The following is a 21,975-nucleotide window of genomic DNA, read 5'->3' on the forward strand; positions in this document are numbered from 1 at the left end:
TGGTGTGCCTTGGGTTGGGTCAGACGCCAGTGCTGGGCTTGTACAAACCCGACGTATCCGCCGGAAAGCCCGCTTTACCGTACAACATGCCCTTGGCCGCGAAGTAGCCCTGCACAAACTGGCGGCGCAATGGGTCTGGCGGCACAGCGGCGTGCTTGGCAATGCGCTCCAGCGTATAGGTCTGCCCATTGGCACCCCAGCTCCCTTCAGGCATTTCGCGGACCATAACCCAGGCACTTATGCCGTCCTGCGGGCTCTTCCAACCCAGCACCTCGGCCAGTACGGCATTGACTTCTCTGTGAATCTGCTCCTTGAACGATTGCGTGGTCGATGCCTCCGGAATGGTGAGGTTGATGATGAACTTGCCACCCGGCGCCACATACTGCGGCCCCGTGGAGCCACCCACGTACCAATCGTCGGCGGGCACTTCGCGAAACAACACATACGACAGCTCACGCCCGCCGTGGGTGTCCGCCCCGCCTTCGATCAGCAGCAACAGATGGGTCAGCTTCTCGGCCAAGGCGGACTTTTGCTGGGTATTCAGGCTGCCGCTGGGGTATTCAACTTGGAACAAAGGCATGTCAGTTTCTCCGTGAAATCAGTCAGTAGCGAATTGCTACTCGCAAAGCTTAACATAGGTAAGTAGTTATTTGCTACTCACAACTGTTAAACTGGTGACATGAGCCGTCCGCCCAAACCCGAACCCCAGTTGTGCTCGATCGCGCGCGCCAGCGATGCCATTGCAGACCCCTGGGCATTGTTGATCTTGAGAGATGCATTCCGCGGTGCGGTGCGCTTTGAGGACTTCTTGTCGCTATCGCCGGTGTCACGCACGGTGCTGGCGGACCGGCTCAAGCACTTGGTCAGCCACGGCCTGATGGAGCGCCATGCCTACAGCCAACGCCCACCACGTTTCGAATACCGGCTCACCGCGCTGGGCGCGGATGCCTTGCCACTGCTGCTGGAATTCATGCGATGGGGCGATACGCACCGCGACCACACCGGTGGCCCGCCGGTACTGGTGCGCCATTTGGTGTGCCGCAAGATCATGCCGGCCGGCGCCTATTGCAGCCATTGCGGCGTGCCGGTGGATGCCAAATCGGTAAGTTTCGAGGCGGGTCCGGGTGCCAAGGGTGCGGAGGCCAAGGCCGTTGCCAAGGCCTTGAAGGACATTCGGGAGCGTGCCACGGCGCTCCCTGCAGACTGAGGCTTAGCTCAGCGCCCGCTTGAGGCGGATTTCTTCGACACGCGCCGTACCAATGGGCACGGTCTTGGCGCTGCTGGGCTCGCGCTTGAAGCCGGCCAGTTCGTGGAAACGCAGCGCGCGGTCATTGGCGATCGCAATCCATACGGTGACGTGGGTGCAACCCTCTTCCATCAAGCCCTCGCGGGCGGCGTCCCACAGTGCCAGGCCCACGCCGCGGCCGATATGGCTGGAGGCGACATAGATGGACCAGATCTCGCCCATGGTCTGGGGCGTTCCCTTGTCGCGCGAGCGGTCAAAGCCGACGAAACCGACGATGGTGTCCCCGTCCAGCGCCACTTGCACCTGGGGTTCCGCGTATTCGATGGCTTCGCGCCAATAGGCCTGGCTCTTCTCCAAGGCGGCCACGGGCACGGGCGCATTGGGAGTGGCGGACTTGAAAGCCTCGCACACACTGGCGTTGTGGAGTTCGGTGATGCTCTTCGCATCGCGCAGGGTGGCGGGTCGAACCGTGAAAGTAGTCGTAGCGGACATGGTGTCTAAGCGTAAGCCTGAAGCAAAACAATTAATTGAGAAATTAGGGGCTGCATTGTCGCTGCAAACTTGGCACAGGGTTTTTGCGCCGCCGGTCACCCAGGTGACTATTGGGGGAAACACCGCGTATGCGGCTTGCGTCACCTAGGGTGAACACCATTGCCAGCACCTGGAGGGCCTCACAGAATGATCTTGCCTTGCTCACTTTTTTTGCATTTTTCTTTCAGGACTTTTCATGACCGAACCCGTGACCGTCTCCAACAGCGACCTGCCCTTGCAATGCCTTTACCGTTGGGAGAAAGAGCGCGGCGACCAGATTTTCATGACCCAGCCCATGGGGGCCGGCCAGGTGTTGGATATCACCTGGCGCGAGGCCGCCGACCAGGCCCGGCGCATCGCCACCTGGCTCAAGGCCCAGGGCTGGCCCGAGGGCAGCCGCGTCGCCATCATCGGCAAGAACAGCGCGCACTGGATACTGGCCGACGTGGCCATTCTGATGGCCGGTTATGTGTCGGTTCCCATCTACCCCACCTTCAATGGTGAAGCCCTGGCTTATATCCTCGCGCACAGCGAGGCCAAGGCCTGCTTTGTCGGCAAGATGGATGAGACAGACAATCTGCAAACGGGTGTGCCCGCCGACATTCCGCTGATCTCCATGCCACTGGCACCCGTGCTTGATGCCCTGCTGTGGACCGATCTGCTGACCAAGAATGCCCCAATCGCCGGCAACCCCGCGCCGCCCATGGATGCCATGTGCACCATCATCTACACCTCGGGCACCACTGGCAAACCCAAGGGTGTGGTGCAGACCTTCCGTGCCATGGCCTGGGGCCTGAACACTGCCACAAGGCGCGTGAAAATGGCTGACCAGGAGCGCTACATCTCCTACCTGCCGCTGGCCCACGTGGCCGAGCGCATGCTGATCGAACAGGGTGCGCTGCGGTTTGGCGGCCACATCTTCTTTGCGGAGTCGCTGGACACCTTTGTTCAGGACTTGCAACGCGCTCGCCCCACGGTCTTCTTTTCGGTACCGCGCCTGTGGGTCAAGTTCCAGCAAGGCGTGTTCTCCAAGATGCCGGCAGAAAAACTCAAGCGTCTGATGCGCATCCCGGTCATACGCGGACTGGTGCGGCGCAAGATCCTCAAAGGCCTGGGCCTGGACCAATGCCGCCTGGCCGCGGGCGGCGCGGCGCCCATGCCGGCCGATGTGCTGCAGTGGTACCGCGACCTGGGCCTGGACCTGATCGAGGTCTACGGCATGACCGAAAACTGCGGCGTCTCGCACGCCACGCTGCCGGGCTCGCGCCTGATCGGATCGGTTGGACTGCCCTATGACGGCATCGAAAGCCGCATAGACCCCGAAACCGGTGAGATCCAGATGCGCAGTGGCTCGCTGATGCAGGGCTACTACAAAGACACCCAGGCCACCTCCGACGCCATGACCAGCGACGGCTGGCTGCGCACCGGGGACAAGGGCAAGATCGACGCCCAGGGCTACCTGAGCATCACCGGCCGCGTCAAGGACATTTTCAAAACCAGCAAGGGCAAATACGTGGCGCCGGCACCCATCGAAGACCTGCTGGTGCTGCACCCCGACATCGAAGCCTGTGCCGTCACCGGGGCCAATTTCTCGCAGCCCCTGGGTTTAGTCATGCTGTCGCAAGATGCGGTAGCGCGCAGCGCGTCGGCGGATGCACGGGCCGCATTGACCGAGTCGCTGGCCCAGCATTTGGCCACTGTCAATGCCAAGCTGGAGCCGCACGAAAAGCTGGACTGCCTGGCCGCCATCAGCACGGCCTGGACGCCCGAGAACGGTTTTGTGACCCCTACACTCAAGGTCAAGCGCATGCGCGTGGAGGAGGCCTATGCCAGCCAGTACGAGGCCTGGCTGGGCCAACGCAAGCCCGTGATCTGGGCCGCGTAGACGTTACGTTGCACCTTCCTGCGCGTTCCCCTAGGGGTATACGACGCGCAGGGAGTCGGTCAACGAGTCGGAGAACATGCCGCCGTGGGACTGGTTGTATTCCATCAGCTTCAAATTCAGGCCTAGGTAATTGCGGGCCTTGAGTTTGTCGTTCAAACCACGGCTCATCAAGAAATACTGCTGTAGCGAATCGGACAGCACAACGGTCACCGGCATTTGCCCGCCACTGGCATCAAACACCTGCTGCTCCAACTGCGCAATGGTGGCCGTGGTGGTGGCATCAATGTCGTAGGTGCCTTCCTGCGCGATGAAGTTGTTGAAGTAACGGCCCCCCTTGCGGTCCAGGAAGAGCGCAATACCCACCATCATGCCGCCAAAGGAATGGCCTTCCAGTGTGCGCTTGTCCGCCGCCACCTTGTACTGGGCCTCAATGTAGGGGATCAGGTCCAGCGTCAGGAACTTGTAGTAGTTGTAGGCGCCGGGCAGGTTGTAGTCGCGTGTGCGCAAGTCACCGCGACCTACGGCCACGACGATGGCCTTGACCTTCAGGGCGTCCATCTGTGCGGCAATGGTCGTGTAGTTGGTGTCGCCATCCAGCGCGTACATGATGGGGTAAGCCTTGGTGGCATCGTAGCCGCCGGGCAGGTAGATGCGCAGGTTGTAGGTGGTGTCGGTCTGCACCGATTTGATGGAGTCCGTTCGCGTTTCGCCTGCCTGGCCGGCGGCCACCGGTTGCGTGACCGGCACCTCGATACGGCTGCTGCCGCCACCACCGCCCCCGCCGCAGCCCTGCAATGCCAGCAGCATCGCAAGGCCAAGGCCCAGGGTTGTCCTCGTACAAGAATGGAAAAAGCTCGTCATCGAATATGCCTCGCTCCAATGAATTGAATGGATAGATGTTTTAGAAAAAGAAGAGGCCTGTACCCGCGCTGGGCGGCGCAGCAGGCCTGTGCTTTTGAGGCTTGCAGTATCTACCGGAAAGCCAATGACCGTGCGCACGCCAGCTTGGTAGAAACCCTGGCACACTCGCGTCATTTCGCGCCGCCCAACGGCATTTTCCACCGGCTGCCGGTTGCTTGGTCGCAGCCAGCTTGTTCGCATGCCGGGGCGCGGCCATAGTCACGCCAAGCCATACACACTGCTATACGCCGCCATGTCGACCGCCGCTGCTTCCACCCACTCAACGCCGTCCCACGCGACCGCCACCACCCGCTGGTGGCGGCGTGGCCTGGTGGTGGGCCTGCTGTTAGCACTGACCGCCTGCGCCAGCCTGCCCACACCCGCACCACGCGAGCCCAGCCACGCGATTGCCGCAACGGCACAGACCGCACTGGGAACCCTGGCTTTGCAGGCCGCGGCGCAACAGGCCACGACCGCACCCGCCGATGCCACTGGCAAACCCACCGCCGCACCCTCCGGCCTGCGGCCCATGCCCGAAGCCGCCGTGGCACTGGACGCCCGCTTAACGTTGATACGCCAAGCCCAGTCGTCGCTAGACCTGCAGTACTACCTGGTTGGCGATGACGAGATCGGCCACCTGCTACTGCGCGAACTGCGCGACGCGGCCCAGCGTGGCGTGCGTGTGCGCCTGCTGGTGGATGACTTCTACACCCAGGGCACCGACACCCTGCTGCTGGGCCTGGCCGCCCACCCCAATGCCGAGGTGCGCTTGTTCAACCCCTTTGGTGGCGGGCGCAGCACGTCGGTGGGGCGCCTGATGGGCCTAGCAACGGACTTCAAACGCCTCAACCACCGCATGCACAACAAGCTGTTCCTGGCCGATGGCGCCATGGCCATTGTGGGCGGCCGCAACATGGCCGACGGCTATTTCCTGCGTGGCTCCGACAACTTCATCGACTTCGACGCGCTGGCGGTAGGCCCGGTGGTGCCACAGTTGCAGACGATATTCGACAGCTACTGGAACAGCCCCCACGTGTTCCCCATCGCGGAGATCGTTCGCCCCGCCGAATCCCCTGCGGAACTGCGCGCGCTGTTCGACCAAGCCGTTGCGGCCTATGGCAATGAGACGGCGCCGTCCAAGGCCACCCTCGACGCCTATGGCGTACCCCTGCTATCGGCCGATCTGGCAGGCGGCCTGCAACAACTGGTGTGGGCCGAGACCAGCGCCTTTGCCGACGACCCCGACAAGGTGTTGCGCGGCACCTCACCCACCGAAATGTCAAAGACGGTCGTCTACCACACGCTGGCTTCCTTCCACGATGCCCGCTCCGAGCTGATGCTGTTCTCGCCCTACTTCGTTCCGGGAACCGTGGGCATGGAAGGGCTGAAGACCGCACGTTCCTACAACATTCCGGTGCGGGTGATCACCAACTCCATGGCCACGACTGATGAGCCCCTGGCCAGCCTGGCCTATGAGCGCTACCGCATCCCCATGCTCAAGATGGGCATAGAGTTGTACGAATTGAGTCCCTTGGCGGGCACCGGCGACACGCGCAACGGCCCCGGTGCATCGCGCTCACGCTGGCACGCGAAGATGGCCTTCATCGACCGCAAGACCACGATTTTGGGCTCGATGAATCTGGATCAACGCTCGGCCACCACCAATACTGAAGTGATACTGAAGATCCAAAGCCCCGAATTCGCGGCCCGTGTGCTGCGCTTCTTCAATGCCGCACGCCCCGAAGACGTGAACCATGTCCACCGCGTCATGCTCAAGCCCGACGGCGCCAGCCTGCGTTGGATCGCATTGAAGGGCGAGGGCCGCACCGAGGTGCTGGACGACGAACCCGACATGGACTACTTGCTGCGCTTCAAGCTCTGGCTGCTGTCGCCCTTCGTGTCCGAAAGCTTGTTGTAGACGGGGCGGCGCCACTATAGTCGGGGGGGCCGAGCCGCGCGCACCGCGGCCCGCCCAACGCCATGCCCTTCGCACAAACAAACCATTTGAAGATGCGCCGCACCTTGGTAGTCGGCCTGGCTGTTCTGTGGGCCTGCTGCGCCGGGCCAGCGCAGGCCGAGCAACCCCAGCCGCTGAACCTGGCGGTCTACGCCGATACCTTTGCACCGCTGCAATACCTGTCGGAGCAGAACGAGCCCACTGGCTACGTCTATGCCTTCACGCAAGAGCTACTGGCCCAGGTGCAGCAACGCATCCCTTTGCAGGTGCGCCCGCTCGAGTTTGTGCCGCTCAAGCGGGGCCTGATCATCGCGGAGCGCCAGCCCAATGTCTTGCTGTTGAGCGCCGCACGCACGCCCGAGCGCGAGGACAAGTACATCTGGCTGACCCAGGTGTCCCCCTACCAGCTATGGCTGTACCACGCCAAGGACCACCCGTTACCGCAGCTGAAAAGTCTGGCGGACCTGAAGGGCCACGGTCTGCGCTTTGGTGTGCAGAACGGGTCGAATTTCCACGAATGGCTCCGTACCCAAGGGGTGGGCCAGGACGGCGACAACAGCACGATTGACACCGTGCCGCAAAACATCCTGAACTTCCGCATGGCGTTGGCGGGGCGCATCGATGTGTTCGCGCACCCCGACATCAGCTTTGCCTACCGCGTGCAGCAGGCCGGGCTGAACCTGGGAGATTTCGAGGCCCTGCTGCCCATACAGCCCTTGAGCAACCCCTTGTGGCTGCTGGTCAGCGCGCAAAGCGATCCGCGCCTGGTGGCGGCCTTGCGCAGCACCATCAAAAGCCTCAAAGCCTCCGGGCGCTTTCCGTTGGTGGGCACTCCACCCGCTGCCAAATAGCGCCAGGTCTGAAGTGGCTACACTGCGCCCCAGTGAATACCACCCTTGCACGATGATGCCGCTATGTCCCCTCTTGCTACACGCCGCCCCCTGGGTATGAGCCTGTTCATCTACGCCGCACGCCTGGCCGTCCTGTGCTGTGTGCTCTATGGGCTGGTGCTGACTTGGCTGTGGTTCCGCCAAGAGAAGCTGCTGTTTGCGCCCGATGTGCTGGCTGCCAACCACCCCTTGGCCAAGGCGCCCGATATCCAGGAGCTGTCCATTGACGTGCCGGGGGCCAAGCTGTCGGCCCTGCACCTGCGCCTGCCCAACCCCAAGGGCGTAGTGTTCTTTTTGCATGGCAATGGCGGCAGTCTGGAGAGCTGGTTCGTCAACCCCGACTACTACCGCCGTGCCAACTACGACCTGTTCATGTTCGACTACCGCGGCTATGGCAAGAGCACCGGCAAGATCGAGAGCGAAGAGCAATTGCGGGCCGACGTGCGCGCCGCTTGGGCCACGGTGGCACCCCAGTATGCGGGCAAGAAGCTGGTGGTCTACGGCCGCTCGTTGGGCTCGGGCCTTGCTGCTGGCCTGTCGGCCGAACTGGCCAATGCCCATGCACCCGATCTGACCGTCATGGTCTCGCCCTATAGCAGCATGGCAGCCGTGGCTGCGGAACATTACTCTTGGGTGCCCCAGGCCGTGCTGCGCTACCCCTTGCGCACGGACCAGGTGGTGGCGCAGATCCGCAACCCGCTATTGCTGCTGCACGGCGAGAAAGACACCCTGATCGCACCGCGCCACAGCGAAGCGCTGAAGGCCTTGGCGCCCAAGGCCACGCTGGTGTTCATACCCGGCGCAGCGCACAACGATCTGCAGAACTTCAACGACTACCTGGGCGCTTACGCCCGCGCGCTGGCGGACCTTTAGCGCGGCAAGCCGCGGCTACTGCTTCTTGGGTGCCGGCAGATTGAACTGGGCGCGGCAAGACTGCCGCATCGCAAACTCTTCCTTGTTCTGCTGTTCCAGCGAAGGCGGCGGCGTGCCGGGGTTGGCCTTCATCGCGCGCGCCAAAAACTTCTCGCCAAAGCACTTGCAATAGTCGGGCAGCTTGGCATTGCCCTTGAGGTCCGCCTCGCCGTAGGGATCAGGAATGCCCACGGCCTGCATGCAGACTGCCGCATAGCTGTCTGCCGGGTTCATGCTCTTGGGCATGGCTTTGCCGGCGGGCGACGGCTCCGCCGCGTGTACGGAAACCAGTCCACCCATCACAACAAGCGCTGCTGCGAAGAGCGCGCTGCGGTTGCGAAACAGGGCCTGCGGTGTCTTGGCAATAAATTTCAACTATGTCTCCTGATGGGTTGATCATTTCCAGTATCGCACCCCGAAAGCTGTGGCCGTCAAAAGCATATGTAAGCAATCGATCGCTTTTTAAGAAAATTTACTATCGTTTAATTTGTAAATTTTTCAGTTTAATGTATAGTAAACAATATTCAACAACGACCATCTTTCCACCCGAGGGAACGGCAAGGAGTATCGAAAATGGCAAACGCAGCGGCATGGTTCATGTTCATCCTGGGCATTGCCCATATCATTTTTGGTCTGGTGCGCTTCAGGGGGCCGGTGGTGGACGCCGTGTCGGACGGTTTCGTCGGCAAATTCGCCGTGCCTGAGGCGCGCCGCACGGCGTTCTGGTTCTTGATCTTCGGGCCATTGCTGATGCTGGCCGGCCAGGTGGGCATCCACGCCGTGGCGCAGGGGGATCTGGCACTGCTGCGCCTTCTGGGCATCTACGCCTGCATCACCGCGGTGGTGGGCGTAGCGGCCTTTCCCAAATCGCCCTTCTGGGCACCCCTGGTGGTGGCACCGGTGCTCGTCGGGGTGGGCTATGGCTGGTTGCCACTCGCCTAGGCATGGCCAGACCAGAACATTCAAGACCACCCATGAACATCTACTTCGTCGCCGCCGCCATCACCCTCTTTGTGGTCGGCCTGGTACACACCGTGCTGGGTGAAAAACTGATCTTTCAACGGTTGCGCCGCACCGGTCGCCTGGTGCCCAGCCATGGCGGCCCTGTGCTGGGCGGGGCGCATGTACGCATCCTGTGGGCCAGTTGGCATACCGTGACCGTGCTGGGATGGGGCATGGGTGCGGTGTTGCTGAACCTGTCCGAGCCCGCTGCATCCAACCGCTCCGCCGGGTTTGTTCCCGGGGCATTTGCGCTCTCTGCGCTGGCCGCCGCCCTGCTGGTGTTGGGCAGCACACGGGCCCGCCATCCCGGTTGGGTGGGTCTGTTGGCCGCAGCCGTGTTCATATGGCTCGGAATGTGAGGAGAAAAAAACATGCGCACCACCAAAGCACAACAAGCCAAAAACCACCGCCTCATCATCCAGACCGCGGTCGACCTGATGACCCAGCACGGGTTTGAGGGCACGACGATGAAGCAGATCGCGCGCGCTGCCGATGTGGGCGACGCCACCATCTACAAATACTTCCCTACCAAAGAGAAGCTGGTCACCGCCTACTTTGAACAGGCCATTGCAGACGCGCTGACCCAGGCGGACAAGACACCGGGGCTCAAAGACTTTTCACTGCAAGAGCGCTTGCAACTGCTGATCGACAGCCTGCTGGAGATTCTGCTGGCCGACCGCGAATTTGTCGGCCTGGCCCGCGGCCTGATCGAGCGAGCGCCCATGCTGCTGCTGGGCGAACAACTGCCCGGCAAGCCCCTGCTGCAAGCCGCTTTCATCCAGATGCTGGAGCAGGCGGAGTCCAGTCAAGAGATCACGCCTTGCGGCTTCAAACCCAGCCTGGCCGCGCTCTTGGCCGACTATGTGTATGGCGTCATCGCCTACTGGCTGCGTGATGAATCCGAGCAGTTTGCCAACACCACGCAGATGGTGGACCTGAGCCTGGGCGTGCTGGTGCTGGCGCTGCAGAGCGGCCTGGTGGACAAGCTGCTGGAGCTGGGCGGCTTTGTGCTGCGCAGCCAGATGGCGCGCCTGCTGCACAGCGGTGGCGGTGGTGGCCTGCTGGACCTGCTGCAACTGGCACGTCGCGGCATGGTGGGAGGTGCCCGCCCATGAAACCCCAACTCTGCGCACTGCCCGCTGACAGCCAAATTGCCAAGGCTCTGCCCCGGTCCGACTTTGCCGACTGCTACTGCTTCGAGGATCTGTGGCCCGAGCAGAGCGCCCTGGAGACCTATGTAAAGCTGGTCGCCCGCACCCCCGGCTGGATGAATGCGCTGATGACGCTGCGCAACACCGTCGTGCGCTGGGTGGGGCTCAAGCACCTGGGCCATTTGTCCACGGCGGTCGGCCAGAAGCCCGCGAGCGCCTACCGCGTGGGCGACCGGGTGGGCATATTCACACTGAAGCACCTGCAGGCGGATGAGGTTGTGCTGTTCGACGACGACAAGCACCTGGTGGTGCAGTTATCGCTGGTCAAGTACCGCAACGCGGACGGCAAACCCATGCTGGCGCTGGGCACCGTGGTGCACATCCATAACCGGCTGGGGCGGGTGTACATGGCCGTGGTAGGGCCTGTGCACAGCCTCATCGTGCCACGCATGCTGGCCCAGGTCGCCCATGCCTGAGCGCGACAACTCGGATCGCGACAGGGCCACCGCGCAGCAGCCCCGCACGGGCCGCCTGTCGCGCGGTGCCATTGCCGGCGTGGCGGTTGCCCGGGCTGGCCTGGCGCACCTGGGCCACAAGGCGCAGTCGCTGGCGCTGGATGCCGAGGCGCAGGCCCAGGCCCGCACGGCGCACGAGGCCGAGCTAGGCCGCATTCTGTTTGCCGCGCTGAACCAGCTCAAGGGCACGGCCCTGAAGGCGTCGCAACTGCTCAGTATGGAACTGGGCTTCTTGCCCGAGGGCATGCGGCAAGAGCTGGCCCGCGCCCACTACCAGGTCACGCCGCTGAACCGCGCGCTGGTCGTCAAGCTGATGCGCCAGGAGTTTGGCCAAGACCCGCAGGCCCTGTTCCACCATTTTGAACCGCAGGCTTTCGCCGCGGCCAGTCTGGGCCAGGTGCATGCAGCCACCTTGGATGGCGGTGAGGCCGTGGCCGTCAAAGTGCAATACCCCGGCATGGCAGCCTCCATCGCCAGCGACATGCGCATGCTGCGCAGCCTGTTGCAGGCCTTTGGTGCCCGCTCTGACCTGCTGCCCCGGGCCGACATCATTGAGCGCGTCATGGACGATGTGCAGTCCAAACTGGCCGAAGAGCTGGACTACCTGCATGAGGCCCAGGCCCTGCAGTGGTTTGGTGCAAACCTATCCCTGCCCGGCCTGCGCATACCGCAGCCCATCGCACACCGCAGCACACAGCGCATACTGACCATGCAGCGCCTGCCTGGCTTGCACCTGGCCGAATGGCTGCAAACCCAGCCGAGCCAGGACGCGCGCGACCGCTATGGCCAGTTGCTGTTCGACAGCTTCCTTCACTGCGTCTTTGTGCTGCACCGCCTGCAGGCCGACCCCCACCCCGGCAACTACCTGTTCATGCCCGATGGGCAATTGGGCCTGCTGGATTTCGGCTGCACCCGCGCGCTGGACGTGGGCTTTTGCCAGGCCCTGGCCACGGTCTGGTCCGCGCAACTGCGCCAGCCCATGGACACCGCCTGCATGCAACATGCCTATTGCGCGCTGGGGCTGATAGACCCCACCCTCAGCACGCACGACTTTGCCACCCAATTGCTGCCCGCCCTGGCCGACATGCAGCACTGGCAACGCCTGCCCTTTGCCAGCGCGGTATACGACTTCGCGCAGCACCCACCCCAGCCCATGCCCAGCCCCGAACACCGGCGCCAGGCCATGCAGTTCTTGCAAGCCGTGCCGCCAGACCTGCCCTACTTCGACCGGGCCTACCTGGGCCTGACCCAGTTGCTCAAAGCCTTGGGTGCACGCGTACGCACGGGCAACCCGTGGATTCACTGACAACCCGACAAAGAAAGAGAGGTGTTACCAATGCTGGCATGGGACTTCCTACCCCGCCACTGGATCGGCCATTGGCTGATGCTGGTGGCCACCATCCACACGGCTTTTGGCCTGTTTGTGTTCCACGCCGATCTGTTGGCCATGGCCCACCAGGGGTTCTTCGACACGGTCGGGCAGGACCCTCGGCGCGCGGCCGTGGCGTTCTTCATGCTGTTTGGCTTCGTGCTGGCCGTGCTGGCCCACGCAACCACCACACTGGAACGCAATGGCCAGCAGGCCGTGCTACGCCAAATGGGCTGGTGCCTGCTGCTGTTGTGCGCCGTGGCCGTACTGTTGATGCCAGCCTCCGGCTTCTGGCTGGCCAGTCCGGCGCTGTGGGCATTGCTGCGCAAACCGGATGCGTGGTGAGATGCGCTGCCCCTGCGTCCAGGCCTCAGCGCCGTAAGCTATTAAATGGATAGCTGAAGGTGCTTATTTGGCGAGGGCTGGCGGCAATTTTTACTAGTATGCTGCCGTCAAAAAACCTTCAACATACCCAATTGAGGTTTATTGGTGCTTGTTGACTGCCGCCTACAGGAAAATCGGCCTCCAGCCCTCGACAAACAAGCCATATACGCTCCTAAATTAGGAGCATTTGTGTTTGCAGTCCCCTTTCGGCCACACACAGGCCTGGACGCCAACTAGGTAGAAACCCTGGCTCGCTTATTGCATAGCCCCTCCGTACCACTGCGGCAGGCACCTCAGGCCCGCAAACCGGGCGTCTGGCACAGCGGGCGACAGCCTTCTCGATTCAGGAACAAAGGGAGCTTCACCATGGACACCCATACGCTGAAAACCGGAACCCGCCTGAGCCTGGCCTTTGCCGCCATGGTGTTGGCCGCAGCCGCCATGGCGGCGCTGGGCATCTGGCACCTGCAGGAGCTGCGCCAAAACAACCAGCAGATCGCCACCGTGCACGTGCACCGCAACAGCTTGGCGGTGCGTTGGTCTGGTGCGATCCGGCTCAACCTGGTGCGTGTGCAGGCACTGCTCAAGGCGCAGGACAAGGCCCATATCGCATCCCTTCAATCCGACATGGCCGATACCGTGGTCACGGTCAACGCCATCCAAAAGGAGTTGGACAGCCTGATCCATGAGCCAACTGGCGACGCACTGGTCGACCGGGTGGCTGCGGCGCGCCAGGCCTATGTCAGCATGCGGACGGAGTTGACCCGCAAAAAACTGGCCGGTGAAGACGTGAGCGCCCAGGTGGACCGCGACTTGCAGCCACTGGTCACTACCTACCTGCAAGGCGTCGATGCACTGCAGGCCTATGTGCAAGACAGCTTGACCACATCCCAGCGGGATGCCGACACCCTTGCGGAGTCCAGTCAAATTTTCTTGGCACTGATCGCCGGTGCGGCCAGTGTGCTGGGCGTCCTGCTGGCCGTTTGGGTGACGCGTTCGGTAACCCGCCCGTTGGGTGGAGAACCCCACGAGGCAGCCAGTTTGGCGCGCCGCGTGGCGGCTGGCGACCTTAGCGTGGCCATTGCACTCAAAGACGGTGATACCTCCAGCTTGATGGCCCAGCTCAAGGAGATGCAAAAGAGCCTGGCCACGATGGTGGCCCATGTGCGCCACGCGTCAGAGGGTGTGGCCGCCGCCAGCGTGCAGATTGCGATGGGCAACCAGGACCTGTGCGCCCGAACCGAGAGCCAGGCCAGCGCGCTGCAGCAGACCGCTGCATCCATGGAGCAACTGGGCGCCGCCGTACACCAGAACGCCGACGCCGCAGCCCAGGCCAACCAGCTGGCCCGGCAGGCCACGCAGGTGGCTGTGCAGGGCGGTGACGTGGTAGCCCAGGTCGTGGGCACCATGCAGGGCATCCATGACAGCTCACACCGGATTGCGGACATCATCAGCGTCATTGACGGTATCGCGTTCCAGACCAATATCCTGGCCCTCAATGCAGCGGTGGAGGCGGCACGCGCCGGAGAACAGGGCCGCGGCTTTGCGGTGGTGGCGTCGGAAGTGCGGGCGCTTGCCGCACGCTCAAGCGAGGCAGCCAAGGAGATCAAGGCCCTGATCGGCAACAGTGTGCAGCGGGTCGCGCAGGGCAGTGCGCTGGTCCAACAGGCCGGTGCCACCATGGCCGATGTGGTGGGGGCGATTCAACGTGTGACCGACCTGATGGAAGACATCAGCGCTGCCAGCGCCGAACAGTCCGCCGGTGTGGCACAGGTGGGAGAAGCGGTCATGCAGATGGACCAAGCCACCCAACAGAATGCAGCGCTGGTGGAGGAGATGGCCGCCGCGGCATCCAGCCTGAAGGCGCAAGCCCAGGAACTCGTGGGCGGTATGGCGGTGTTTCAACTTGCGCCGCGCGTAAGCTCGGCACTGGGGCAATACTTCGGCAAGAAGGACCTGAACCTCTTGCCCGGGTGATGCCTTAGCCGGGCTCTGCGCACCGGCATGGCCTCCGGGCTGGCCGCATGCGCAATCCACCAGATGAAAGCCGGTTACACAGGTGCAACGAGATTGCGGACCGGGGCCTTCGGCGGTGCTGCGCTGGCGTTCTTTGTGCCAATAATCCGGCGGTCGCAAACTTCCGCCCAGCCCCGCAATGACCAGCCCATCCCACGAGTCCGCCAGCACCCAGGCTGCCCCTACCCGCCTGCCCGCGCTGGATGCGCTGCGGGGTTTCGACATGTTCTGGCTGATCGGCGGTGAACTCTTGCCCGCAGCCCTGTTTGCTTGGACCGGCCTGCCGCTGTGGCAGATGCTGGCCCAGCAGTTCGAGCACAGCGCCTGGCATGGCTTCACGTTCTACGACCTGATCTTTCCGCTGTTCATCTTCATCTCGGGCGTCAGCCTGGGTTTGCAAAACCTGACGCTGTCACACCGCCCCATGACAGAGCGCAAGCCCTACTACATGCGGGCGGTGAAGCGGCTCTTCTGGCTGCTGCTCCTGGGCGTGGTCTACAACCACGGCTGGGGCACGGGCCTGCCAGCCGACCCGGCCCAGGTGCGCTATGCCAGCGTGCTGGGGCGCATCGGCATCGCCTGGTTCGTGGCGGCCATGCTGGTCTGGCATCTGCGCACCCAAACCGTGGCCTGGGTGGCAGCGGCCACGCTGCTGGCCTACTCTGCGCTGCAGATGCAGTGGCCGCTGACCGAGGCCGGCTCGCTGAACGCCCTGCTGGACCAGGCCTGGCTGCCCGGCATCACCTACCGCAACACACCCTACGACCCCGAAGGCCTGTACTCCCAAGTGGGCGCCATCTGCAACTGCCTGGCCGGCGTCTTTGTGGGTGTGCTGTGGCGCAAAGAGGTGTCGGCCCGCCGACGCAGGCTGGTACTGGGTGGTGCAGCCCTGGCCGCGGTGGCACTGGCCGTACTGGCGCATCCGCTCTACCCGCTGAACAAGTCCCTGTGGACGGGCTCGTTTGTGCTCTTGACCGGCGGGCTGAGCTTGCTGCTGTTGCTGGCTTTTGACAGCCTGCTGGGCAACGGAGAGCCCCGGCTATCCGTCCCCTTGCATTGGATAGGCCAGAACGCCATCCTGATCTATCTGGGCACGGCCTTGGTGGCTTGGAAGTACAGCGTCAACAGCCTATTTGGCGGCTGGATACTGGCCAGCCCCGCCAGCCTGCATCTGCTGCTAGAGGCTCTGGGCTTGCTGCTATTGCAATTGCTGTTGCTGCGTTGGCTGTACCAGCGCAAGCTATTCTTACGGCTGTGAACTGGTATCCGTGACCGTCAGTTACACATGGAGTATTCGCGGCCGTCCGATTTGAGTATCAGGTAGCCATTGGAGTTGCGCGTGGCCGTCACCTCCAGATCCTGAAAGCCGGTGCCGTCCATCGGGTCGGCATAAACGCGCTGCTGGTAGACCTTCCAGCGCGCGACCTGGCGGGAGCTGGATTGACCCGACACCGCGCCATTGCGGCCCGAGCTGTACGTCTCACCGCCCCCGGTGGTGACCACGGTGCCGTCGGCGTTGAAAACAACCCGGCGGGTATGCGACGCGCCACTGATCTTGTTGTAACTGAAGGAGCACCAGGCATTGGCCATCAGCACCTGGCGAATCTGCGCGTCTTGCGCATTGCCGCCACTTTGCGCGCCGGCACTGCCTGCCAAGCCCAACCCAAGCACGAGCGTGAGACACGGTAGTTTCAACATGCTGTCCTCACAAACGGAAGAAGGAGCGAATGCGCACCACAGAGCACCTGGGCCGCAGTATGGCGCCGCTCTTTGCCGCTGCGCAAGCGGTTTTTGCACCCCATGGCGCGGCGGATTGGGCGTCCGCTAATATGCGGCCATGCGCACCCTCACGCCCCTACTCACCGCCGGCCTGGTACTGACATTGGCCGCCTGCACCAGCCTGCAGCCCGCAGGCCCTGTCAAGGACAAGACCTACGCCATCACCGTCATGCACACCAACGACCACCACGGTCGCTTTTGGCAGAGCGCTGACGGCGAGTACGGCATGGCCGCACACAAGACGGTTGTGGATGCGATCCGCGCCGAAGTGGCCGCCGCCGGTGGCTACACGCTGTTGCTGGACGGGGGTGACGTCAACACCGGCGTGCCCGAGTCCGACATGCAAGATGCCGTGCCCGACTTCAAGGGCATGAACCTGCTGGGCTATGACGCCATGGCCCTGGGCAACCACGAGTTCGACAAGCGCCCCGCGGTGTTGGCCATGCAGCGCAAACTGGCAAACTTTCCGCTGCTGTCGGCCAATATCTACCGCAATGGCGAGCGCCTGTTCGATGCCTACAAGGTGTTCAACCTGGGCGGTGTACGGGTGGCTGTGATGGGCCTGACCACGGACGACACACGCCGGCTGGGCAACCCCGCCCATATGCAGGGCATGGACTTCCGCAGCCCGATACAAGAGGCCGCCAAGCTGGTGCCCGAGCTGCGCAAGCAGGCCGACCTGGTGTTCGCCACCACGCACATGGGCCACTACGAAGACGGCCGCCACGGCATGCAGTCTCCCGGCGATGTGGAAATGGCCCGCACCGTCAACGGCCTGGACCTGGTCGTGGGCGGCCATTCGCACGACCCCGTGTGCATGCAGGCCGAGAACAAGGTGGAGACCGAACATGTGCCCGGCGCCCCCTGCCAGCCCGACCGGCAAAACGGCACCTGGATCGTGCAAGCCAATGAATGGGGCAAGTACCTGGGCCGCGCCGATTTCCAATACCGCAATGGCACCTTCACCCTCGTCAAATACACGCTGATCCCCATCAACCTGAAGAACACGCCCCGCATCGCCGAAAACCCCGAGATGCTGGCCCTGCTCAAGCCCTACCAGGAGTTTGGCCAGCGCACGCTGAACGTGGCCGTGGGCAGCAGTGATGGAAAGCTGGAGGCCGACCGCCTGACCGTGCGCCTGGCCGCCACCAATATGGGCATGCTGATCGGCCAGGCCATGCTGCAAAAGACCCACTCCGACTTTGCTGTCGTCAACTCGGGCGGTCTGCGCGATTCGCTACCGGCCGGCACCATCACCTACAAAGACATACTCAAGGTGCAGCCTTTTGGCAATACCCTGGCCACGCTGAAGCTCACGGGTGCCGAGGTGCAGAGCTACCTCAATGCCGCCGCCAGCATGACGCAGGGCGCCGGCGGCTTCCCGCATTTGTCGGGGGTGGATACCGTCATCACCGCGGGCAAGGCCACCCAGGTGCGCATACAGGGCCAGCCGCTGGACCCGGCCAAGACCTACCAGATGGTCATCAACAATTTTGTGGCCGTGGGTGGCGACGGCTACCCCAATATGACGGGCCATGCGAGCTATATAGACACCGGCTGGGTGGACGCCGAGGTGCTGCGCGACTTCATTGCCGCCAACAGCCCCTTGCAGACCGCCCGCTTTGCGCCGGGCACGCACGTCGTGTACACCAAGGCCACTCCCCAATGAACCAATCGCCACTGATGGGTACTGGTGCATGACCACACCCTCTCGCCGTAAGAAGTTCCGCGTCGTTACCCGCCCCATGCAGCGCGCCGAGGATGCGTTGCGGTCCGAACAGGGCCTGATCGTCGAAGGCTACGCGCCCTCACAGATGATCGAGGACCTGCGCAAATACCAGGCCGAACTGGAGGTGCAAAACAAGGCTCTGCGCTACAGCCAGCAGGAGGCCGAAGGCGCGTCGGAGCGATTTGCCACACTGTTCTCCAACGTGCCGCTGGCACTGATGGTGGTGGACGAAGAGGGCTTGGTCATGGCCAGCAATGCCATGGCCCTGCGCCTGTTCCAGCCATTGGAGAGCGATCCGCCGCTGAATTTCCTGCTGCCCTTTGTCGGCCCGCAGCACACCGACGAAGTGGCCGTTGCCTTCTTGAACGCCAAGGCCAGCGGCACCAGCGAGGTCAGCGAGGTGGTGTTTTTGGCCGGCTCGCAAGGCACGTTCACTGGCGACCTGCACATGGCGCGCATCGAGAACCCGCAGGGCGATCTGGCGCACTTCATCTGCGCCATCATCGACCAGGGTCCGCTGCTGGCACAGCGATATGCCTTGCAGAAAAGCGCTTCCGTCTTGCAGCAGCGCAACGAAGATCTGCTGCTCAGCGAAAACCGCATGGCAGCCATCATCAACTCCTCGCTGGATGCCATTTTGTGCATTGACGAAGAGCGGCGCATCACGGTGTTCAACCCCGCTGCCACGGCGCTGTTCCAGTGCCCGGCCGACCAGGCCCTGGGCAGCAAGCTGGGCCGCTTTCTGCCGCAGGTGGAAGCAACCTTGGCCAGTGGCGGCGTATCGACGCAGGCCACGCTGGGCGAATTCGCCGCCACCACCTTGCTGGGGCGCGAGATTTTTGTGGAGATCAGCGTGTCACTGGAGCGGCGCCTGACCCCCCGCCTGCCTTCGGACAAAACGCTGCCCGAGTTGATTGCCCGGCGCGGCATGCAGGCCCCGCATGGCGAGGTGACGACGATTTTTGCGCGCGACCTGACGGCTGCCAAGCTGGCCGAGGCCCGCCGTGTCACGCTGGAAACCCAGTTGCGCGAGTCGCAAAAAATGCAGGCCATGGGTACGATGGCTGGGGGCATCGCGCACGACTTCAACAACATCCTCTCCGCCATCCTGGGCAATGTGGACCTGGCCAAGCAGGACACTGCACCCAACTCACCGGCCTTGACCAGCCTGCAGGAGATCGAAAAGGCCGGTCGCCGCGCCCGCGATCTGGTACGCCAAATTTTGACCTTCAGCCGCAACGAAGTGCCCAAGCGTCTGCCGATCGCGATGGACGACGTGGTGCGCGAGGCCGCCCGCCTGGTGCGAGTGGCACTACCGCCCTTGGTGGAGTTGCAGGTCCGCGTGGCGCCTGGCACCGCCGCGGTGTTGGCCGACACCACGCAGGTCGAGCAAGCCTTGCTCAACCTGTGCACCAATGCGTTGTTGGCGATCGGCAGCAAGAAGGGCTTCTTGACCATTGAGCTGGCCAGCACCCGCCTTGCACAACCCCTCAGTGGTCGCCTGGGGCTGGCCAACGGCAGCTATGTGACCGTGTCGGTACGGGACACTGGCGCCGGTATGACGCCCGAGACACTGGCCCGCATCTTCGAGCCGTTTTTCACCACGCGCGAAGTGGGCCAAGGCACGGGCCTGGGGCTGTCCGTGGTGCACGGCATCATGCAGGCGCACCAGGGCGCTATCGACGTGCAGAGCGTGCCGGGCGCGGGCAGTGTGTTCACGCTGTACTTTCCACCCACCCAGCAGACCGCCGTGGTGCCCGCCGCGGAAGAGGTGGCAGCGCCAGAACCCATTGTGGGCAAGGGTCGCCATGTGATGTACGTGGACGACGACCAGGCCCTGGTGTTCCTGATTGCGCGGGTGCTCAAGCGCAAGGGCTTTACCGTAACCACCTTCACCGACCCCCACGAGGCCCAGGCCATGCTGCGGGCCGACGCACAGGCCTTCGACATCCTGGTGACCGACTACAACATGCCCGGCTACAGCGGCCTGGACCTGCTGCGCCATGCCAAGCTGATACGCCCCGATCTGCCCGTGGCCCTCGCCTCGGGCTATGTGACGCCTGAGCTGGAGGAAAGCGCCATCCGCGAAGGCGCCGACGCCCTGATCTACAAGCCCAACGACGTCAGCGAGTTCTGCGAAACCGTGCAGCGTCTGATTGCGGGCAACGATGCCAACTGAGTCCGCGCCCGCCGAGCCGGCGATCACGGTGGTCTATGCCGATGAGGCCCTCATCGTGCTGGACAAGCCCCCCGGGCTGCTGTCGGTGCCCGGCCGCGGACCCGACAAGCAGGATTGCCTCAGCACCCGGGCGCAGACCCGGTTTGCCGACGCCCTGGTCGTGCACCGGCTGGACATGGCCACCTCGGGCCTGATCGCCATGGCGCGCGGCCCAGCCGTGCAGCGCGCACTGAGCGAGGCCTTTGCCAACCGCCAGGTGCACAAGCGCTACGAGGCCGTGGTCCATGGCGCGATTGCCCCTGCAGATGGCACGTGGCGCGTCATAGACTTGCCCATCGCCGTGGACTGGCCCAACCGCCCCTTGCGCGTAATCAATACCGAGCTGGGCAAGCCCAGCATCACGCGGTTGCAGCTACTCCACTACGACGCTCAGCGCAATGCCAGCCATGTGCTGCTGGAGCCTGTAACCGGCCGCACCCACCAGTTGCGCCTGCATTTGCAGGCCATAGGCCACCCCATTCTGGGTGATGCGCTGTATGCGCCGCCCGATGTGCAGGCCCTGTCGCCACGGTTGCTGCTGCACGCCTGCAACCTGGGCTTTACCCACCCCGTCAGCGGTGTTGCCTTGGAATTCAGCCGCCCCGCATGGTCCAAGGCCTAAAATGCGTGGGTGACCCCTATCCAAAACGCCGATCTCCACTGCCATTCCACGGTTTCGGATGGCACGCTAACGCCCGAGGCCGTGGCTGCGCGCGCCAGCGCCAACGGCGTGGAATTATGGGCACTGACCGACCACGACGAGGTCGGCGGCCAAACACGGGCCGTAGAGGCAGCCAAGGCCCATGGCATGGGCTACCTGACCGGCACCGAAATTTCCATCACCTTCATTGGCAAGACGGTCCACATCGTCGGCCTGGGTTTTGATGCCGACAATGCGGACCTGGTCGCTGGCCTGCGACAAACCCGCGGCGGCCGCGATGCACGGGCCATGGAGATGTCGGACGGCCTGGCCAAGGTCGGCATCCACGGGGCTTACGAGGGTGCACTCAAGTTCGTCGGCAACCCGGAACTGATTTCGCGCACGCATTTCGCCCGCTTTCTGATCGAGTCCGGCGTCTGCCGCGACACCAACGAGGTGTTCCGCAAGTTCCTGATCGAAGGCAAGCCCGGCTTTGTGCCGCACCGTTGGGCCACGCTGAAGGACGCGGTGACCTGGATCACCAACGCCGGCGGCATGGCCATCATCGCGCACCCAGCCCGCTACAAGTTCACACCGAATGAAGAGTTCGCGCTATTCACCGAGTTCAAGGCCCTTGGCGGCCAGGGCGTGGAGGTCGTGACCGGCAGCCACTCCGTACCCGAATACAGCATCTACGCCGACACCGCCCGCGAGTTCGGCCTGGCCGCCTCGCGCGGCAGCGATTTCCACAGCCCGGATGAAAGCCATACCGAACTCGGCACCCTGCCCTTCTTGCCAGCCAACCTGACCCCCGTGTGGGAGTTGTTGGCATCGCGCATCCAATAGGGCGG

At 63.4% G+C, this 21,975-nt stretch carries 22 protein-coding genes; 17 read left to right on the forward strand and 5 right to left on the reverse strand.

The genetic code is table 11. The features are described 5' to 3' along the window. Window positions 1-19 precede the first annotated feature (19 nt). Window positions 20-580 carry a tautomerase family protein gene (locus tag AC07OO_RS03265; RefSeq protein WP_495080620.1) on the reverse strand — a complete coding sequence of 187 codons (561 nt, stop codon included), beginning with the start codon at window positions 578-580 and terminating at the stop codon, window positions 20-22. Window positions 581-679: 99 nt separating this feature from the next. Here AC07OO_RS03265 and AC07OO_RS03270 point away from each other — a divergent pair, with 99 nt between their 5' ends. Further along, the gene (locus AC07OO_RS03270; RefSeq protein WP_495080621.1) at window positions 680-1,207 is read left to right on the forward strand and encodes a winged helix-turn-helix transcriptional regulator; all 528 of its coding nucleotides are present in this window, start codon (window positions 680-682) and stop codon (window positions 1,205-1,207) included. Between the two features lie 3 nt (window positions 1,208-1,210). Here AC07OO_RS03270 and AC07OO_RS03275 read toward each other — a convergent pair whose 3' ends face one another. Further along, complete coding sequence (locus tag AC07OO_RS03275) at window positions 1,211-1,738, reverse strand: GNAT family N-acetyltransferase (protein ID WP_495080622.1); 528 nt, start codon at window positions 1,736-1,738, stop codon at window positions 1,211-1,213. A 235-nt stretch (window positions 1,739-1,973) separates the two neighbouring features. Here AC07OO_RS03275 and AC07OO_RS03280 point away from each other — a divergent pair, with 235 nt between their 5' ends. Next, window positions 1,974-3,662, forward strand: coding sequence for an AMP-binding protein (locus AC07OO_RS03280; protein WP_495080623.1), 1,689 nt, complete (start codon window positions 1,974-1,976; stop codon window positions 3,660-3,662). A gap of 30 nt (window positions 3,663-3,692) precedes the next feature. On the opposite strand, the gene AC07OO_RS03285 is transcribed toward AC07OO_RS03280, so the two are convergent. Then, entirely contained in the window at window positions 3,693-4,523 is an 831-nt protein-coding gene (locus AC07OO_RS03285; RefSeq protein ID WP_495080624.1) for an alpha/beta hydrolase, read from the reverse strand. Window positions 4,524-4,815: 292 nt separating this feature from the next. Here AC07OO_RS03285 and AC07OO_RS03290 point away from each other — a divergent pair, with 292 nt between their 5' ends. From AC07OO_RS03290 to AC07OO_RS03300, 3 genes are all read left to right on the forward strand, one after another. Then, on the forward strand, window positions 4,816-6,480 hold the full coding sequence (locus tag AC07OO_RS03290; protein WP_495080625.1) for a phospholipase D family protein: 1,665 nt from the start codon (window positions 4,816-4,818) through the stop codon (window positions 6,478-6,480). 62 nt (window positions 6,481-6,542) lie between these two features. Further along, window positions 6,543-7,370 (forward strand): substrate-binding periplasmic protein, encoded by an 828-nt coding sequence (locus tag AC07OO_RS03295; protein ID WP_495080626.1) that lies wholly within the window; start codon window positions 6,543-6,545, stop codon window positions 7,368-7,370. 63 nt (window positions 7,371-7,433) lie between these two features. Next, window positions 7,434-8,282 carry an alpha/beta hydrolase gene (locus AC07OO_RS03300; protein WP_495080627.1) on the forward strand — a complete coding sequence of 283 codons (849 nt, stop codon included), beginning with the start codon at window positions 7,434-7,436 and terminating at the stop codon, window positions 8,280-8,282. 15 nt (window positions 8,283-8,297) lie between these two features. Here the strand turns inward: AC07OO_RS03300 and AC07OO_RS03305 are convergent, their stop codons facing one another. Continuing rightward, window positions 8,298-8,696: a hypothetical protein gene (locus AC07OO_RS03305; protein ID WP_495080628.1), complete on the reverse strand. Its 399-nt coding sequence runs from the start codon at window positions 8,694-8,696 to the stop codon at window positions 8,298-8,300. Window positions 8,697-8,894: 198 nt separating this feature from the next. Between AC07OO_RS03305 and AC07OO_RS03310 the strand changes: the two genes are divergently transcribed. From AC07OO_RS03310 to AC07OO_RS03345, 8 genes are all read left to right on the forward strand, one after another. Further along, window positions 8,895-9,263 carry a DUF6463 family protein gene (locus AC07OO_RS03310; RefSeq protein ID WP_495080629.1) on the forward strand — a complete coding sequence of 123 codons (369 nt, stop codon included), beginning with the start codon at window positions 8,895-8,897 and terminating at the stop codon, window positions 9,261-9,263. A 32-nt stretch (window positions 9,264-9,295) separates the two neighbouring features. Next, window positions 9,296-9,682, forward strand: a complete 387-nt coding sequence (locus AC07OO_RS03315; RefSeq protein ID WP_495080630.1) for a hypothetical protein — start codon at window positions 9,296-9,298, stop codon at window positions 9,680-9,682. A gap of 12 nt (window positions 9,683-9,694) precedes the next feature. Beyond that, window positions 9,695-10,438: a TetR/AcrR family transcriptional regulator gene (locus tag AC07OO_RS03320; protein WP_495080631.1), complete on the forward strand. Its 744-nt coding sequence runs from the start codon at window positions 9,695-9,697 to the stop codon at window positions 10,436-10,438. After that, window positions 10,435-10,950: a DUF2867 domain-containing protein gene (locus AC07OO_RS03325; RefSeq protein ID WP_495080632.1), complete on the forward strand. Its 516-nt coding sequence runs from the start codon at window positions 10,435-10,437 to the stop codon at window positions 10,948-10,950. The genes AC07OO_RS03320 and AC07OO_RS03325 overlap by 4 nt, the downstream gene beginning before the upstream one ends. Then, window positions 10,943-12,295 (forward strand): ABC1 kinase family protein, encoded by a 1,353-nt coding sequence (locus tag AC07OO_RS03330; protein ID WP_495080633.1) that lies wholly within the window; start codon window positions 10,943-10,945, stop codon window positions 12,293-12,295. Before AC07OO_RS03325 ends, AC07OO_RS03330 begins: the two co-directional genes overlap by 8 nt. A 30-nt stretch (window positions 12,296-12,325) precedes the next feature. Continuing rightward, complete coding sequence (locus AC07OO_RS03335) at window positions 12,326-12,703, forward strand: DUF6463 family protein (protein WP_495080634.1); 378 nt, start codon at window positions 12,326-12,328, stop codon at window positions 12,701-12,703. 405 nt (window positions 12,704-13,108) lie between these two features. Continuing rightward, a complete protein-coding gene (locus tag AC07OO_RS03340) occupies window positions 13,109-14,719 on the forward strand; it encodes a methyl-accepting chemotaxis protein (protein ID WP_495080635.1) in 1,611 nt (536 codons plus the stop codon). Between the two features lie 178 nt (window positions 14,720-14,897). Continuing rightward, the gene (locus tag AC07OO_RS03345) at window positions 14,898-16,016 is read left to right on the forward strand and encodes a hypothetical protein (protein ID WP_495080636.1); all 1,119 of its coding nucleotides are present in this window, start codon (window positions 14,898-14,900) and stop codon (window positions 16,014-16,016) included. Window positions 16,017-16,033: 17 nt separating this feature from the next. Here AC07OO_RS03345 and AC07OO_RS03350 read toward each other — a convergent pair whose 3' ends face one another. Then, complete coding sequence (locus AC07OO_RS03350) at window positions 16,034-16,456, reverse strand: hypothetical protein (RefSeq protein WP_495080637.1); 423 nt, start codon at window positions 16,454-16,456, stop codon at window positions 16,034-16,036. Window positions 16,457-16,595: 139 nt separating this feature from the next. Between AC07OO_RS03350 and ushA the strand changes: the two genes are divergently transcribed. The 4 genes from ushA (at window position 16,596) to AC07OO_RS03370 (ending at window position 21,970) form a co-directional block, all read left to right on the forward strand. Then, window positions 16,596-18,206 (forward strand): bifunctional UDP-sugar hydrolase/5'-nucleotidase UshA, encoded by a 1,611-nt coding sequence (gene ushA, locus AC07OO_RS03355; RefSeq protein WP_495080638.1) that lies wholly within the window; start codon window positions 16,596-16,598, stop codon window positions 18,204-18,206. 145 nt (window positions 18,207-18,351) lie between these two features. Next, a complete protein-coding gene (locus AC07OO_RS03360; RefSeq protein ID WP_495081765.1) occupies window positions 18,352-20,445 on the forward strand; it encodes a hybrid sensor histidine kinase/response regulator in 2,094 nt (697 codons plus the stop codon). Next, a complete protein-coding gene (locus tag AC07OO_RS03365) occupies window positions 20,435-21,106 on the forward strand; it encodes a pseudouridine synthase (RefSeq protein ID WP_495080639.1) in 672 nt (223 codons plus the stop codon). The genes AC07OO_RS03360 and AC07OO_RS03365 overlap by 11 nt, the downstream gene beginning before the upstream one ends. A 9-nt stretch (window positions 21,107-21,115) precedes the next feature. After that, complete coding sequence (locus tag AC07OO_RS03370) at window positions 21,116-21,970, forward strand: 3',5'-nucleoside bisphosphate phosphatase (RefSeq protein WP_495080640.1); 855 nt, start codon at window positions 21,116-21,118, stop codon at window positions 21,968-21,970. Window positions 21,971-21,975 lie beyond the last annotated feature (5 nt).

It is taken from the genome of Rhodoferax sp. GW821-FHT07G04 (genome assembly GCF_059418585.1).

Bases quoted from the DNA above. Each gene is read 5' to 3' on its own strand.
- AC07OO_RS03285 (WP_495080624.1), bottom strand. From the start codon at position 4,523: ATGACGAGCTTTTTCCATTCTTGTACGAGGACAACCCTGGGCCTTGGC.
- AC07OO_RS03295 (WP_495080626.1), top strand. From the start codon at position 6,543: ATGCCCTTCGCACAAACAAACCATTTGAAGATGCGCCGCACCTTGGTA.
- AC07OO_RS03335 (WP_495080634.1), top strand. From the start codon at position 12,326: ATGCTGGCATGGGACTTCCTACCCCGCCACTGGATCGGCCATTGGCTG.
- AC07OO_RS03345 (WP_495080636.1), top strand. From the start codon at position 14,898: ATGACCAGCCCATCCCACGAGTCCGCCAGCACCCAGGCTGCCCCTACC.
- AC07OO_RS03280 (WP_495080623.1), top strand. From the start codon at position 1,974: ATGACCGAACCCGTGACCGTCTCCAACAGCGACCTGCCCTTGCAATGC.
- AC07OO_RS03365 (WP_495080639.1), top strand. From the start codon at position 20,435: ATGCCAACTGAGTCCGCGCCCGCCGAGCCGGCGATCACGGTGGTCTAT.
- AC07OO_RS03290 (WP_495080625.1), top strand. From the start codon at position 4,816: ATGTCGACCGCCGCTGCTTCCACCCACTCAACGCCGTCCCACGCGACC.
- AC07OO_RS03315 (WP_495080630.1), top strand. From the start codon at position 9,296: ATGAACATCTACTTCGTCGCCGCCGCCATCACCCTCTTTGTGGTCGGC.
- AC07OO_RS03310 (WP_495080629.1), top strand. From the start codon at position 8,895: ATGGCAAACGCAGCGGCATGGTTCATGTTCATCCTGGGCATTGCCCAT.
- AC07OO_RS03320 (WP_495080631.1), top strand. From the start codon at position 9,695: ATGCGCACCACCAAAGCACAACAAGCCAAAAACCACCGCCTCATCATC.
- AC07OO_RS03360 (WP_495081765.1), top strand. From the start codon at position 18,352: ATGATCGAGGACCTGCGCAAATACCAGGCCGAACTGGAGGTGCAAAAC.
- AC07OO_RS03325 (WP_495080632.1), top strand. From the start codon at position 10,435: ATGAAACCCCAACTCTGCGCACTGCCCGCTGACAGCCAAATTGCCAAG.
- AC07OO_RS03340 (WP_495080635.1), top strand. From the start codon at position 13,109: ATGGACACCCATACGCTGAAAACCGGAACCCGCCTGAGCCTGGCCTTT.
- AC07OO_RS03300 (WP_495080627.1), top strand. From the start codon at position 7,434: ATGTCCCCTCTTGCTACACGCCGCCCCCTGGGTATGAGCCTGTTCATC.
- AC07OO_RS03330 (WP_495080633.1), top strand. From the start codon at position 10,943: ATGCCTGAGCGCGACAACTCGGATCGCGACAGGGCCACCGCGCAGCAG.
- AC07OO_RS03350 (WP_495080637.1), bottom strand. From the start codon at position 16,456: ATGTTGAAACTACCGTGTCTCACGCTCGTGCTTGGGTTGGGCTTGGCA.
- AC07OO_RS03275 (WP_495080622.1), bottom strand. From the start codon at position 1,738: ATGTCCGCTACGACTACTTTCACGGTTCGACCCGCCACCCTGCGCGAT.
- AC07OO_RS03270 (WP_495080621.1), top strand. From the start codon at position 680: ATGAGCCGTCCGCCCAAACCCGAACCCCAGTTGTGCTCGATCGCGCGC.
- AC07OO_RS03265 (WP_495080620.1), bottom strand. From the start codon at position 580: ATGCCTTTGTTCCAAGTTGAATACCCCAGCGGCAGCCTGAATACCCAG.
- ushA (WP_495080638.1), top strand. From the start codon at position 16,596: ATGCGCACCCTCACGCCCCTACTCACCGCCGGCCTGGTACTGACATTG.